Genomic DNA, 13,510 nt, shown 5'->3' on the forward strand with positions numbered 1-13,510 from the left:
GAAAAATCAACACTGCTTTTTTAAGCACCAACAGTCCAGGAGGACAACAAAGTGGCGAAGGCGAAGTTCCAGCGGACCAAGCCCCACGTCAACATCGGGACCATCGGTCACGTTGACCACGGCAAGACCACCCTGACCGCGGCGATCACCAAGGTGCTGCACGACAAGTACCCGGACTTGAACGAGTCGAAGGCGTTCGACCAGATCGACAACGCTCCCGAGGAGCGTCAGCGCGGTATCACGATCAACATCGCGCACGTCGAGTACCAGACCGAGAAGCGTCACTACGCGCACGTCGACGCCCCCGGCCACGCCGACTACATCAAGAACATGATCACCGGCGCCGCCCAGATGGACGGCGCGATCCTGGTGGTCGCCGCCACCGACGGCCCCATGCCGCAGACGCGCGAGCACGTGCTGCTCGCCCGTCAGGTCGGTGTGCCCTACATCCTGGTGGCGCTGAACAAGTCCGACGCGGTCGACGACGAGGAGCTGCTCGAGCTCGTCGAGCTGGAGGTCCGCGAGTTGCTGGCCGCCCAGGAGTTCGACGAGGAGGCTCCGGTGGTGCGGGTATCCGCGCTCAAGGCGCTCGAGGGCGACGCCAAGTGGGTCGAGTCCGTCGAGCAGCTGATGGACGCGGTCGACGAGTCGATCCCGGACCCGGTCCGCGACACCGACAAGCCGTTCCTGATGCCCGTCGAGGACGTCTTCACCATCACCGGTCGTGGCACCGTGGTGACCGGCCGGGTGGAGCGCGGCGTGATCAACGTCAACGAAGAGGTCGAGATCGTCGGCATCAAGCCGACCAGCACCAAGACCACCGTCACCGGTGTGGAAATGTTCCGCAAGCTGCTCGACCAGGGTCAGGCCGGTGACAACGTCGGTCTGCTGCTGCGTGGTATCAAGCGGGAGGACGTCGAGCGCGGTCAGGTTGTGACCAAGCCCGGCACCACCACCCCGCACACCGAGTTCGAGGGTCAGGTCTACATCCTGTCCAAGGACGAGGGCGGTCGGCACACGCCGTTCTTCAACAACTACCGTCCGCAGTTCTACTTCCGCACCACCGACGTGACCGGTGTGGTGACGCTGCCGGAGGGCACCGAAATGGTGATGCCCGGTGACAACACCAACATCGCGGTGAAGCTGATCCAGCCCGTCGCCATGGACGAGGGTCTGCGCTTCGCGATCCGCGAGGGTGGCCGCACCGTCGGCGCCGGTCGGGTCACCAAGATCATCAAGTAGGTCTCGCCGGACTCAGCATTACCCCAGGCCCGGATCGCCGTGGCGGCGATCCGGGCCTGGGGCTTTTCGGCATTCCGTTGAATCTTGTAAGCGTTCGACCGGCTGCGAGTCACTATCGGCAACTGTCTAATAAGCGAACGCACTGCAGCGTCAGCAAACCGCCGGGAGTTTCGCCATGTCCTTTGTCATCGCCGGCGGTTCGGTTACCGGAGTGAACGGCGTTGGAGGTAACGGAGGCAGCGCCCAACTGATCGGCAACGGCGGCAACGGGGGATCCGTCTTGAACTCCCCACAAGCCAAAGTCGGCACCGGTGGCACCCCCGGAACTCTCTACGGCACGCCCGGCGCCAACGGATCCAAGGTCTAGGTACTCGGCCCGCGTTTATGTGATCGGTAGCTGCGCCTCAGTCGCTAATCTCTGATACGACTTATCGGGCGAAGCTAGGAGCAAACACATGTTGGCGCGCTACATCAAGATGCAGTTGCTGGTGCTGTTGTGCGGCGGCCTGGTCGGGCCCATCTTCCTGGTCGTGTACTTCACCCTCGGGTTGGGCGACATGATGGCGTGGATGTTCTACACCGGACTGGCCATCACCGTGATCGACGTTCTGGTCGCGCTGGCCTTGACCAACTGGGGCTTGAAGACGAGCGCGAAGAATGAAGCGCTGGAGCGCAGCGGCGTGCTGGCCCTGGCGCAGATCACCGGGCTGACCGAGACGAGCACCCGCATCAACGACCAGCCGCTGATCAAACTGCAACTGCACATCTCCGGACCCGGCATCACCCCTTTCGACAGCGAGGACCGGGTGATCGCCAGCGTGACTCGGCTGGGCAACCTGACGGCGCGCAAGGTGGTAGTCCTGGTCGACCCGGCAACCCAGCAGTACCGCATCGACTGGGAGCGCAGCGCGCTGGTCAACGGATTGGTGCCGGCGCAGTTCACCGTCGCCGAGGACAACCGCACCTACGACCTGAGCGGCCAGGCCGAACCCTTGATGGAAATCCTGCGGATCCTCAAGGCGAACAACATCCCGCTGAACCGCATGGTCGACATCCGATCCAACCCGGCGCTGCGTGAGCAGATCCAGGCGGTGGTGCGCCGAGCCGCTCAACAGCAGGCCGGACCCGTCGCCGCGGCCCCGCAGGCCTCGATCGCCGACCGGCTGCAAGAGCTGGAGTCCCTGCGCGCCAGCGGTGTCGTCAACGCCGACGAATACGCCAGCAGGCGAGCCCAGATCATCTCCGAGATCTGACCCTCGCGGGCACCGGGAAACCGAGTTAGAACACGTTTCAATTCCGCTGCTAGCCTGAGCGGGTGACTGCACAGGCTGGATCACTGCAAGGACGGGTGGCCCTGGTCACCGGCGCCGCCCGCGGTCAAGGCCGCGCGCATGCGGTACGGCTGGCCGCCGAAGACGCCGACATCATCGCGCTCGACATCTGCGCGCCGGTGTCGGACTCGGTGACCTACACCCCAGCCACCGTGGAGGACCTCAACGAAACCGTGCGCGCCGTCGAGGGCACGGGCCGCAAGGTCCTCGCCCGCGAGGTCGACGTCCGCGACGACCCGGCCCTGCGCCAACTGGTAGCCGATGGCATCGAGCAATTCGGCCGGCTCGACATCGTCGTCGCCAACGCCGGCGTGCTGGGCTGGGGACGGCTGTGGGAGTTGACCGACGAGCAGTGGGACACCGTCATCGGGGTCAACCTCACCGGTACCTGGCGCACGCTGCGGGCGGCGGTGCCGGCGATGATCGAGGCGGGCAACGGCGGCTCCATCGTGGTCGTCAGCTCGTCGGCCGGTTTGAAAGCCACCCCCGGCAACGGCCACTACTCGGCCAGCAAGCACGGCCTCACCGCCTTGACCAACACCTTGGCGATCGAACTCGGCGAATACGGCATCCGGGTCAACTCGATTCATCCCTACTCGGTCGAGACGCCGATGATCGAGCCCGAGGCGATGATGGAGATCTTTGCCAAGCATCCCGCCTTCATCCACAGCTTCCCGCCAATGCCGGTGCAGCCCAAAGGCTTTATGACGCCAGAAGAGGTCGCCGAGGTGGTGGTGTGGTTGGCCGGTGACGGCTCGGGCACACTGTCGGGCACCCAGGTTCCGGTCGACAAGGGCGCCTTGAAGTACTAACCGGCGATCGTGTATGAATCGCACGTGACCAGTAGCGAAGTCGGCAGGCGGTTCGACCGAGGGATTGTCATCGTGGGCGGCGGGTTGGCCGCGGCCCGGACCGCCGAGCAACTGCGTCGGGCCGGTTACGAAGGTGCCCTGACCATCGTCAGCGACGAAACCCATCTGCCCTACGACCGGCCCCCGCTGTCCAAAGAAGTGTTGCGCAGCGAGGTCGACGACGTGGCGCTCAAACCCCGCGAGTTCTACGACGAGAAGAACATCGCCCTGCGGTTGGGTTCGGCGGCCAAGAGCCTTGACACCACCGCGCAGACGGTGACCTTGGCCGACGGGTCCGTGCTCGAGTATGACGAACTGGTGATCGCGACCGGTCTGGTGCCGCGGCGCATCCCCAATTTCCCGGATCTCGAAGGCGTGCGGGTGCTGCGCTCCCTCGACGAATGCCTGGCGCTGCGCACCCACGCATCGTCGGCCAAGCGCGCCGTCATCGTCGGCGCCGGCTTCATCGGTTGCGAGGTTACCGCAAGCCTGCGCGGGCTCGGAGTCGACGTGGTGCTGGTCGAGCCGCAACCACAGCCCCTGGCGTCGGTATTGGGTGAGCAGATCGGCGCGCTGGTGACCCGGCTGCACCGAGAAGAAGGCGTCGACGTACGCACCGGGGTGGGGGTGGCTGAGGTGCGCGGTGCCGGGCATGTCGACACCGTGGTGTTGACCGACGGCAGTGAACTGGCCGCCGACCTGGTGGTGGTGGGCATCGGGTCGCGCCCGGCGACGGATTGGCTGGACGGCAGCGGCGTCGAGATCGACAACGGCGTCGTCTGTGACGAGGCCGGTCGCACCAGCGCACCGAACGTGTGGGCGGTCGGGGACGTGGCGTCATGGCGTAACCCGACGGGACACCAAGCGCGAGTTGAACATTGGAGCAACGTCGCCGACCAGGCCCGCGTCGTCGTTCCGGCGATGCTGGGCCAGGACGTGCCCACCACCGTCGTCGTTCCGTACTTCTGGAGCGACCAATACGACGTCAAGATCCAGTGCCTCGGTGAGCCGGAAGCCGATGACATCGTGCACCTGGTCGAAGACGACGGACGAAAGTTCCTGGCCTACTACGAACGCGACGGTGTGCTGGTCGGCGTGGTCGGCGGTGGTCTGCCGGGCAAGGTCATGAAGGTGCGCGGCAAAATCGCCGCGGCGACACCGATTTCCGACGTCCTCAACCCCGCCTAAAACTGGCCCAGATAGAAGCGGGCGCCCTGGTCGTCGGTGCATTCGGCGCTGATTCCGTACGGTTGTTGCGCCGGTTCGGCTAGGACGGTGCCGCCGGCTTGACGAACCCGCGTCACCGCCGCCTCGACGTCGGACACCGTCCACATCGGCACGGTGACCGGCGCTGCGCTGCCGCCGGCGACACCACCCACCGGGTGGGACTCCCGCACCTGCCACCCGTCCTGGACGCGACCGGGTTCGAAAGTCCATCGCAACACCCGGCCGTAGAAGTCGCGGAATACCCCGGAGTCGGGCACCTGATAGGTCACATAGGACAGCTCGCCTGGTCCGGAACCGTTGAGCGCGGGGCGCTTTCGTTCGGTAGCGGGCCGGAAGACGGCGAACGCCGCCCCCTGCGGGTCAGTGGCGTCCACCATGGTGCCGTGCTCGGACTCGCGCGGTTGCCCCGGTGCGCCACCGGCCTCGGCGATAGCGTCACGGGCGGTGGCCACGTCGTCAACGGCGTAGCAGCAGAACAAGGTTGGCGCCTGAGTGGTGGCGTAAATGCCGGTCGGCAGGTCGGTGTTGGTCACCCGATGAGTCGACGCGTCGTAGGTCCAACCCAGGACATGTCCGTAGAAGGCGGCGGCGCGGTCAACGTTGGGAGTCCAGACCGAGATGTATCCGATGTCGCCGTGTTGTATCCCGGGAATCAGGGTGGGACCGCTGAGCATCCAGCGGTGCCCGAAGGGGTCGATGATGGTGGCATTGCGGGCGCCGTAGCTTTCGTAGCACTCGCGCTCGATCGTGGCGCCCTGGGTACGAGCGCGGTGCAGGGCGGCGTCGGTATCGGTCACGTGCAACATCAGGCTGACCGAAACAGCGCCGGGCGCGGGCGCTTTGAGCCCGAGTTCAGGATGCTCGTCGGCCAGATACAGCACACCGTCGCCTATTGCGATCTCGGCGTGCCCGATCCGGCCGTCTGGCATCACAATCGGGTCACCCACCACTGACGCGCCAAAAGTATTGGTATACCACGTGATCGCTGCCCGGGCAGCGCCGACGGCCAGGTACGGCAACGCCGCTGGGCGAGGTGCGGTGCCAGTCATCTCGACTCCCTCCGGTTGGGTCAGTGCGGACTCCAGGCGGCGGCGCAGTCGGGCCGCGAAGCCTGGATCGGGTTGCACCGGAAGGTCTTCGGTGTGCAGCACGTGCATCGGGTCGGTCATGCCGTGCCTCCTTCCGGATACTGTTGCCGAAACGCCTTGCGGGCCCTGACCAGGAGCGCCTCGGTGGCGTGCACGCTGCGCCCGATCAATGCGGCGCATTCGTCGACCGTGCAGTCGTCCATGTAACGCAGCACCAGTACGGTGCGCTGCGGTTCGGTGAGCCTGCGCAAGACGCTTTCGGCCACCAAGCGGTCAAGTTCGGCGTCCCAGTGGTCCGCGGCGTGCCCGGGGTCGGGTGGGTCGGCCACCGGATGGTCATGGCGGCGGCGGTAGTGGTCGGCCAGTTTGTGCCGCGCCACACCGAGCAGCCAGGGCACCGACACCGCTGGTGGCTCCTTGCGGCGCGCCGCGGCCATCGCAGCGACAAAGGTCTCCGACGTCAGGTCCTCTGCCGTCGCGCGATCGGCACAGCGCCGGACGAAATACCCATACACCACCGGAAGGGCATCGTCGTACAGCGCGAGCAGCGCGTGCCGAGCGTCGGATTGGTGGTCGGCGCTCACACCCTTATCGTCGTAACAGAACGACACTTTCCGACGCCCCGATGAAAAATTCTTTTCTCGGCAGCGCTCATCCCCAGATCACCGGCGGCCCATGCGGGTGGCACTCAGCCAAGACTCGCACCTCACCACCGGGCCAGCAGGTCGCGCGTACCAGGAACTGCACCGGACCGGCGGCCCCGCCGTGGGCAGGCTCGAGGCTCAGATGTGCGAAGGGGGAGTCGGCGCGGGCTCGGGCACCGAGCGCGGCGATCCCGGCCCGGACCGCGGCGCGTTCGTCGGGGGAGAGGTATTGCCACGTGATCGAATGCCACAGCACCGTCAGCGCCCCGGCGGCCAGCGCCAGGCCGGCCACCGCGTCCCCGGCCGAACGGCACTCCACCCGGGCCGGGACCTCGCGCGCGACGGCGACCGCCCCGCGCAACCGGTCCAGCCGGTCGCGCTGGTCGGGCCACACGTAACTCAACACCCGCAGTTCCCCGTCGACGGTGGTGACGTCGATGGGTGCGATGTCGTAACCGTGTCGTTCGACGATGTGTACGTCACCCGGTGGCGGCACCTCACCCGACCAGGCGTCGTCGATCGTCACCGGCGAGTCGGGCGGACCCCACGTCCCGCCGGCGTACCGGTAGCGGTACCGGTCGGCTCGCAGGTTCAAACCGGCGCTCGACCCGATCTCGAAAAGCCTTATCGGCAGGCGGGTTTCGCTGTTGATGCGCAGTAACCCCCCGATCAGCGCGGCCGACCGGCCCACCTCGTTGGTTTGTGGTGGATGCGCCAACGCCGCGCGCAGCGCCTCGGCGTGGTCAGCGGCGCTGCGCAGTATCTCCGGCCACGCGGCGCCGGCGTCCCACGCACCACCGGTACTGGGATACCAACGGCGCAATGCGGCCGCCCGGCCATCGAGCACCAACCGATGCAAGCCCCCGAGCAGGCGCAGCGGCACCGCGTGACCTTCCGGGTCGGCTTCATGGCCGGTCAGGATGGACGCGAAAACGCCGCCTGCCTCGACGTCACCGGCCACCAGCTCGAACAGTTCTCCGTACATCGGCGCGCCCGATCCGGCGCAGAACCGCCCCTGTGTCCGCAGGGTGCGGGCCAGGTGTTCCATGTCCGCGGTCACGGGACTAGCCGGTCCAGGCCGTTGCCTATCACGTCGAAGGCGTTGCCCAGCGCCTCGGGCAGCGGCACGGATCCATCGGCGAGCCAGTGCTCGTAGGCGCTCAACGCGACGCCCAGCATGGTCCAGGCGACGGTCTGCGGCACCAGGTCCGACGACTTGACCCCCATCCGACGGGCCACGAAGTCGGCGATCACTTCCCGCCAGCCGGCGTACATCGTCATCGAATACGCCTGCAACTCAGCGGTTTCCAGAATCACTCGCATGCGTTGCCGGTGGCGTGCCGACTCGCACTCGTCGAAGGTGTTGAACGCCAGCAGCGCGCCGCGCAGCGCTGCGCTCAGTTGCACCCGCGGGTCGATGGTGTCGAGCAGGTCGCGCAGCTGCGCCAGGTGGGTGTCGAACTCGCCCCACGGGATGGCGTTCTTGGAGGCGAAGTAACGGAACAGGGTGCGCCGGGCGATCCCGGCCGCCTGCGCGACATCGTCGACGCTGACCTCGGCGAATCCGCGCGCGGCGAACAATTCGATGGCGATGTCGGAGATGTCCTGCGGCGTCGTCGAGCGGCGTCGTCCCACCCGCGGCTGCGACAGCATCTGGACCCGCCCTTCCATTTCGGCACTCGATGCCATATTCTGACGACGATTGTGACCGGCACCACCCCTCATTGTCGAGACCCAATGGCGAAAGGCAATCGCATGGACCACGAAATCGAGACCGACACCGAACTCGTCACCGAGACCCTGGTCGAAGAGGTATCCATCGACGGCATGTGCGGGGTCTACTGAGCGACGTGTTCGACCCCGACCAGGGCTGGCGGCTGCACCCGCAGGTGGCGGTGCGGCCCGAGCCGTTCGGCGCACTGCTCTACCACTTCGGCACGCGCAAGCTGTCGTTTCTGAAGAATCGCACCATTCTGACGCTGGTGCAGTCGCTGGCTGAGCATCCCAGTGTCCGGTCGGCCTGCCGTGCCGCCGGGGTCGACGACGCCGGCCAAGGCCCGTACCTGCACGCGCTGAAGGTGCTGGCCGACTCGAAAATGCTGGTGCCTCAGGAGGCTTAGTCATGACAACAGCTGTCCCTCGCTTGGTCGAGCAGTTCGAGCGTGGCCTCGACGCGCCCATCTGCCTGACCTGGGAGCTGACCTACGCCTGCAATCTCGCGTGCGTGCACTGCTTGTCCTCCTCGGGCAAGCGCGACCCACGCGAGCTGTCTACGCGCCAGTGCAAGGACATCATCGACGAGCTGGAACGCATGCAGGTGTTCTACGTGAACATCGGCGGTGGTGAACCGACTGTGCGGCAAGACTTCTGGGAGTTGGTCGACTACGCGACCGAGCACCATGTGGGGGTCAAATTTTCCACCAACGGGGTACGGATCACCCCGCAGGTGGCCGCCCGACTGGCCGCCAGCGACTACGTCGACGTACAGATCTCTCTGGACGGCGCAACCGCCGAGGTCAACGACGCCGTGCGCGGTCCCGGTTCGTTCGCCATGGCGGTCCGGGCCCTGGAAAACCTTGCCGCGGCGGGCTTCGCGGACGCCAAGATCTCCGTGGTCGTCACCCGACACAACGTCGACCAGCTCGATGAATTCGCCGCGTTGGCAAAGCGTTACGGTGCCACCCTGCGCATCACCCGACTGCGCCCGTCCGGTCGGGGCGCCGACGTCTGGGAAGACCTGCACCCCACCGCCGCCCAACAGGTCCAGCTCTACGAGTGGTTGGTCGCCAACGGCGAGCGGGTCCTGACCGGGGATTCGTTCTTCCACCTCGCGCCACTCGGCCAGTCCGGGGCGCTGGCCGGCCTGAACATGTGCGGCGCCGGGCGGGTGGTGTGCCTGATCGATCCGGTGGGCGATGTGTACGCGTGCCCGTTCGCCATTCACGACCGGTTTCTGGCCGGAAATGTATTGATCGACAACGGTTTTGACAACGTATGGAAGAACGCGCCGCTGTTCCGCGAGCTGCGTGAACCACAGTCGGCCGGTGCCTGCGGCAGCTGCGGGCATTACGACAGCTGCCGGGGTGGTTGCATGGCGGCCAAATTCTTCACCGGCCTACCGCTGGACGGTCCCGATCCGGAATGCGTCCAGGGTCACGGCGCTCCGGCGCTGGCCCGCGAGCGCGAAACCCCGCGCCCGCGCGTCGACCACTCCCGGGGCCAGCGGATCAGCACGCCCGTCCCGTTGACGCTGTCGATGCGGCCGCCGGCCCGATTGTGTAACGAAAGCCCGGTGTAACCATGGCCGATCAATGGTTCGAAACCGTAGCGATAGCGCAGCAACGCGCCAAGCGACGGTTGCCGAAATCGGTGTATTCGTCCCTGATTTCGGCCAGCGAAAAAGGGGTCACGGTCGCCGACAATGTGGCGGCGTTCAGCGAACTCGGTTTCGCCCCACACGTAGTCGGCGCCTCGGAAAAGCGGGACTTGTCGACCACCGTTATGGGACAAGATGTTTCGTTGCCGGTGATCATCTCCCCGACCGGGGTGCAAGCGGTCGACCCCGACGGGGAGGTCGCTGTGGCCCGAGCCGCGGCCGCCCGAGGCACCGCGATGGGTTTGTCCTCCTTCGCCAGCAAGCCGATCGAGGATGTCATCGCGGCGAATCCGAAAGTCTTCTTTCAGATCTACTGGCTCGGCGGGCGCGATGCCATCGCCGAACGCGTGGAACGGGCCCGACAAGCCGGCGCTGCGGGATTGATCGTCACCACCGACTGGACGTTCTCTCACGGGCGTGACTGGGGTAGTCCCAAGATCCCCGAAGAGATGAACCTGCGCACCATCCTGCGGCTCTCGCCGGAGGCGGTCACCAAGCCGCGGTGGCTGTGGAAATTCGGCAAGACGTTACGGCCGCCGGACCTGCGGGTGCCCAACCAGGGCCGGCGCGGTGAGCCGGGGCCGCCGTTCTTCGCCGCCTACGGCCAGTGGATGGGCACGCCGCCCCCCACCTGGGAGGACATCGCCTGGTTGCGAGAGCTGTGGGGCGGGCCGTTCATGCTCAAAGGTGTGATGCGCGTGGACGACGCGAAACGGGCTGTGGATGCCGGAGTTTCGGCGATCTCGGTGTCCAACCACGGCGGCAACAACCTGGACGGCACCCCCGCCTCGATCCGCGCCCTGCCCGCGGTGGCCGCCGCGGTCGGCGACCAGGTCGAGGTGCTGCTGGACGGCGGCATCCGGCGCGGCAGCGACGTGGTGAAGGCGCTGGCCCTGGGGGCGCGTGCGGTCATGATCGGGCGCGCCTATCTCTGGGGTTTGGCCGCCGCCGGGCAAACCGGTGTGGAGAACGTTCTGGACATCATGCGCGGCGGCATCGACTCGGCGTTGATGGGCCTCGGGCATTCCTCGGTGCACGACCTGGGACCCGACGACGTCCTGGTGCCGCCAGGATTTACCCGGGCGCTCGGCGTGCCGCCTGGCGGCGCCCCGCAAGCGCATTAATCGCATCGATTAATTGATACGTTTTTCTTCCGGACCGGACGAATTGTTGGGACAATCGTGAGCCCGAAAAACGGGCCGAAGTTTGGATTCAATACATTGACCAACAGCGGGGAAAAAAATTTCAGTAGGTAGGGCAACAATCGGTGCACGGCAGGTGAATTCGTCCTACCATCGGCGAGTGCCCGTACTCGGCGAACTGGGGAGTGCGACGTCGAGGCAACTAGCAATATCAACCTCGTCGTCAATAATCGTTCCGCTGGGGTCCACTGAACAACACGGCCCCCACCTCCCGTTGGATACCGACACCCGGATCGCGACAGCCATCGCCCGGGCCGTGGCCGCGCGCTTGGACAATGACGGACCGTTGGGTGCGAAGCCGACTTGGCTGGTCGCGCCGGCCATCGCCTACGGCGCCAGCGGTGAACATCAGAGTTTCCCCGGGACCATCTCGATCGGTACCGATGCGCTGACCGCGTTGTTGGTGGAGTACGGCCGTTCGGCCGCCTGCTGGGCCGGTCGTCTGGTCTTCGTCAACGGCCACGGTGGCAATGTCGGCGCGCTGGCCAGTGCCGTCGCGCTGCTGCGCGCCGAAGGACGCGACGCCGGTTGGTGCCCGTGTGCATCCTCGGGAGCCGATGCGCATGCCGGCCACACCGAAACATCGTTGTTGCTGCACCTTTCGCCGGGCGACGTGCACACCGACCGGTGGTTGGTGGGCAACGACGCGCCACTGTCCGAATTGTTGCCATCGATGCGCCGCGGGGGAGTCGCGGCGGTCAGCCGGATCGGGGTGCTGGGAGATCCGACCACGGCGACGGCAGTGGAGGGGAGGCGGATCTTTGACGAAATGGTCGACAACGGAGTTCGTCGAATCGCCCGGTGGCTGCCCGGGCCCGACGGGATGCTGACATGACCGCAACCCGACTGCCTGACGGCTTCGCCGTTCAGGTCGACCGTCGCGTGCGTGTGCTCGGTGACGGATCGGCCCTGCTCGGTGGCTCGCCGACCCGGTTGCTCCGGTTGGCTCCCGCGGCCCAAGACATGATCACCGACGGCCGCCTCAAGGTCCGCGACGAGCTCAGCGCGCAGTTGGCCCGCACTCTGCTCGACGCCACCGTGGCCCATCCGCGCCCTGCCAGTGGCCCGTCGCACCGCGACGTGACCGTCGTTATCCCGGTGCGGGACAACGCCTGCGGATTGCGGCGGTTGGTCAGCTCGCTGCGCGGCTTGCGCGTCATCGTGGTGGACGACGGGTCCGCGCGACCCGTCCAGGTCGAAGATTTCAGCGGGGCGCACTGTGCGGTGGAAGTGCTGCATCACCCGCGCAGCAAGGGCCCCGCCGCCGCCCGTAACACCGGGCTGGCCGCCTGCACCACCGACTTCGTCGCCTTCCTCGATTCGGACGTGGCGCCGCGGCGGGGCTGGTTGGAGGCCTTGCTCGGCCATTTTTGTGACCCCACCGTCGCGCTGGTCGCACCCCGCATCGTCGGCCTGGCGCAAAGTGAGAACGTGGTCGCCCGCTACGAGGCGGTGCATTCCTCACTCGACCTCGGCCAGCGTGAAGCTCCGGTGTTACCGCTCAGCCCGGTGTCCTACGTACCCAGCGCCGCCATCATCTGCCGTACCTCGGCGATCCGCGAGATCGGCGGATTCGACGAGACGCTGCACTCCGGTGAAGATGTGGACCTGTGTTGGCGGCTCATTGAAGCCGGCGCCCGACTGCGGTACGAGCCGATCGCGTTGGTCGCCCACGATCACCGGACGGAGTTGCGCGACTGGATCGCCCGCAAGGCCTTTTACGGCGGTTCGGCGGCTCCGTTGTCAGTCCGGCACCCGGATAAGACCGCGCCGCTGGTGATTTCGGGCTGGGCGTTGACCGCCTGGATCCTCATGTCGCTGGGTACCCGGGTGTCTCAGCTGCTGTCGCTGGTCATCGCGGTGTCTACCGGACGGCGTATCGCCAACGCCATGCGCAGTGCCGACACAACGCTCGAGGACGTGCTCGTGGTCGCCACGCGCGGGTTATGGTCGGCGGCGCTGCAATTGGCCTCGGCCCTGTGCCGGCATTATTGGCCGATGGCGCTGGGTGCGGCGCTGCTGTCGCGGCACTGTCGGCGGGTGGTGCTGGTCGCCGCGGTGGTGGACGGCGTGGTCGACTGGGTTCGGCGCCGCAACGTCGCCGACGGTGACGTCGAGAAGATCGGACTGCTGACCTTCCTGTTGCTCAAGCGTGTCGACGACCTGGCCTATGGATTAGGCCTGTGGTACGGGGTGGCGCGCGAACGCAACATCGGCGCACTGAAGCCGCAGATCCGCACGTAACGGCCGCCTTGAGCTCCGCCAGCCGGCACAGCGATGTCTTGATCGTAGGCGCGGGCAGCGCCGGTTCCGTTGTCGCCGAGCGGCTTTCCGCCGACCCCGGGCGCACGGTCACGGTGTTGGAAGCCGGGCCGGGTCTGGACGATCCCGCCCTGCTCAGGCAAACCGGCAATGGTCTGGTGCTGCCGATCGGTGCGCGCAGCCCGCTGGTGCAGCGCTACCAGACCCGGCTGACCGAGCGGCCGGTTCGGCATATGTCGATCGTGCGAGGCGCCACACTCGGTGGGTCCGGCGCGGTCAACGGCGGC

General features: G+C 66.7%; 16 protein-coding genes. 12 read left to right on the plus strand and 4 right to left on the minus strand.

The window, feature by feature from the left end:
• Positions 1-51: 51 nt before the first annotated feature.
• The 5 genes from tuf (at position 52) to A9W95_RS02560 (ending at position 4,612) form a co-directional block, all read left to right on the plus strand.
• Positions 52-1,242 (plus strand): elongation factor Tu, encoded by a 1,191-nt coding sequence (gene tuf, locus A9W95_RS02540; protein ID WP_067409072.1) that lies wholly within the window; start codon positions 52-54, stop codon positions 1,240-1,242.
• 175 nt (positions 1,243-1,417) lie between these two features.
• Positions 1,418-1,609 carry a hypothetical protein gene (locus A9W95_RS02545; protein ID WP_067409073.1) on the plus strand — a complete coding sequence of 64 codons (192 nt, stop codon included), beginning with the start codon at positions 1,418-1,420 and terminating at the stop codon, positions 1,607-1,609.
• An 88-nt stretch (positions 1,610-1,697) separates the two neighbouring features.
• Entirely contained in the window at positions 1,698-2,495 is a 798-nt protein-coding gene (locus A9W95_RS02550; RefSeq protein WP_067409074.1) for an SHOCT domain-containing protein, read from the plus strand.
• A gap of 62 nt (positions 2,496-2,557) precedes the next feature.
• Complete coding sequence (locus A9W95_RS02555) at positions 2,558-3,385, plus strand: mycofactocin-coupled SDR family oxidoreductase (RefSeq protein WP_082982855.1); 828 nt, start codon at positions 2,558-2,560, stop codon at positions 3,383-3,385.
• 9 nt (positions 3,386-3,394) lie between these two features.
• A complete protein-coding gene (locus tag A9W95_RS02560) occupies positions 3,395-4,612 on the plus strand; it encodes an NAD(P)/FAD-dependent oxidoreductase (protein WP_067409076.1) in 1,218 nt (405 codons plus the stop codon).
• On the opposite strand, the gene A9W95_RS02565 is transcribed toward A9W95_RS02560, so the two are convergent.
• The 4 genes from A9W95_RS02565 to mftR all read right to left on the minus strand — a co-directional run bounded on the left by A9W95_RS02565 (position 4,609) and on the right by mftR (position 8,036).
• Positions 4,609-5,820, minus strand: a complete 1,212-nt coding sequence (locus A9W95_RS02565; protein ID WP_067409077.1) for a VOC family protein — start codon at positions 5,818-5,820, stop codon at positions 4,609-4,611. The genes A9W95_RS02560 and A9W95_RS02565 overlap by 4 nt on opposite strands.
• Complete coding sequence (locus A9W95_RS02570; RefSeq protein WP_067409082.1) at positions 5,817-6,323, minus strand: RNA polymerase sigma factor; 507 nt, start codon at positions 6,321-6,323, stop codon at positions 5,817-5,819. Before A9W95_RS02570 ends, A9W95_RS02565 begins: the two co-directional genes overlap by 4 nt.
• A 67-nt stretch (positions 6,324-6,390) precedes the next feature.
• Positions 6,391-7,431 (minus strand): DUF2332 domain-containing protein, encoded by a 1,041-nt coding sequence (locus A9W95_RS02575; protein ID WP_067409083.1) that lies wholly within the window; start codon positions 7,429-7,431, stop codon positions 6,391-6,393.
• An 8-nt stretch (positions 7,432-7,439) separates the two neighbouring features.
• A complete protein-coding gene (gene mftR / locus A9W95_RS02580; RefSeq protein WP_172826536.1) occupies positions 7,440-8,036 on the minus strand; it encodes a mycofactocin system transcriptional regulator in 597 nt (198 codons plus the stop codon).
• 102 nt (positions 8,037-8,138) lie between these two features.
• Between mftR and mftA the strand changes: the two genes are divergently transcribed.
• From mftA to A9W95_RS02615, 7 genes are all read left to right on the plus strand, one after another.
• The gene (gene mftA, locus A9W95_RS02585; protein WP_067409084.1) at positions 8,139-8,228 is read left to right on the plus strand and encodes a mycofactocin precursor MftA; all 90 of its coding nucleotides are present in this window, start codon (positions 8,139-8,141) and stop codon (positions 8,226-8,228) included.
• On the plus strand, positions 8,198-8,503 hold the full coding sequence (gene mftB, locus A9W95_RS02590) for a mycofactocin biosynthesis chaperone MftB (protein ID WP_067409086.1): 306 nt from the start codon (positions 8,198-8,200) through the stop codon (positions 8,501-8,503). The genes mftA and mftB overlap by 31 nt, the downstream gene beginning before the upstream one ends.
• A gap of 2 nt (positions 8,504-8,505) precedes the next feature.
• The gene (mftC, locus tag A9W95_RS02595) at positions 8,506-9,681 is read left to right on the plus strand and encodes a mycofactocin radical SAM maturase (protein WP_067409078.1); all 1,176 of its coding nucleotides are present in this window, start codon (positions 8,506-8,508) and stop codon (positions 9,679-9,681) included.
• A 2-nt stretch (positions 9,682-9,683) separates the two neighbouring features.
• A complete protein-coding gene (gene mftD, locus A9W95_RS02600; protein WP_067409079.1) occupies positions 9,684-10,883 on the plus strand; it encodes a pre-mycofactocin synthase MftD in 1,200 nt (399 codons plus the stop codon).
• Positions 10,884-11,037: 154 nt separating this feature from the next.
• Complete coding sequence (gene mftE, locus A9W95_RS02605; protein WP_067409080.1) at positions 11,038-11,796, plus strand: mycofactocin biosynthesis peptidyl-dipeptidase MftE; 759 nt, start codon at positions 11,038-11,040, stop codon at positions 11,794-11,796.
• Entirely contained in the window at positions 11,793-13,205 is a 1,413-nt protein-coding gene (gene mftF, locus A9W95_RS02610) for a mycofactocin biosynthesis glycosyltransferase MftF (protein ID WP_067409081.1), read from the plus strand. Before mftE ends, mftF begins: the two co-directional genes overlap by 4 nt.
• Positions 13,206-13,213: 8 nt before the next feature.
• Positions 13,214-13,510: NAD(P)-binding protein (locus A9W95_RS02615; RefSeq protein WP_156745964.1), on the plus strand; the 297-nt coding region annotated here is incomplete at its 3' end.

Source organism: Mycobacterium sp. 1423905.2 (assembly GCF_001673155.1).
Lineage (GTDB): Bacteria > Actinomycetota > Actinomycetes > Mycobacteriales > Mycobacteriaceae > Mycobacterium.

Coding starts and splice junctions, on each gene's coding strand:
- mftA (WP_067409084.1), top strand. CDS start 8,139: ATGGACCACGAAATCGAGACCGACACCGAACTCGTCACCGAGACCCTG.
- A9W95_RS02575 (WP_067409083.1), bottom strand. CDS start 7,431: ATGGAACACCTGGCCCGCACCCTGCGGACACAGGGGCGGTTCTGCGCC.
- mftR (WP_172826536.1), bottom strand. CDS start 8,036: ATGCTGTCGCAGCCGCGGGTGGGACGACGCCGCTCGACGACGCCGCAG.
- mftC (WP_067409078.1), top strand. CDS start 8,506: ATGACAACAGCTGTCCCTCGCTTGGTCGAGCAGTTCGAGCGTGGCCTC.
- mftD (WP_067409079.1), top strand. CDS start 9,684: ATGGCCGATCAATGGTTCGAAACCGTAGCGATAGCGCAGCAACGCGCC.
- A9W95_RS02545 (WP_067409073.1), top strand. CDS start 1,418: ATGTCCTTTGTCATCGCCGGCGGTTCGGTTACCGGAGTGAACGGCGTT.
- A9W95_RS02565 (WP_067409077.1), bottom strand. CDS start 5,820: ATGACCGACCCGATGCACGTGCTGCACACCGAAGACCTTCCGGTGCAA.
- A9W95_RS02550 (WP_067409074.1), top strand. CDS start 1,698: ATGTTGGCGCGCTACATCAAGATGCAGTTGCTGGTGCTGTTGTGCGGC.
- mftF (WP_067409081.1), top strand. CDS start 11,793: ATGACCGCAACCCGACTGCCTGACGGCTTCGCCGTTCAGGTCGACCGT.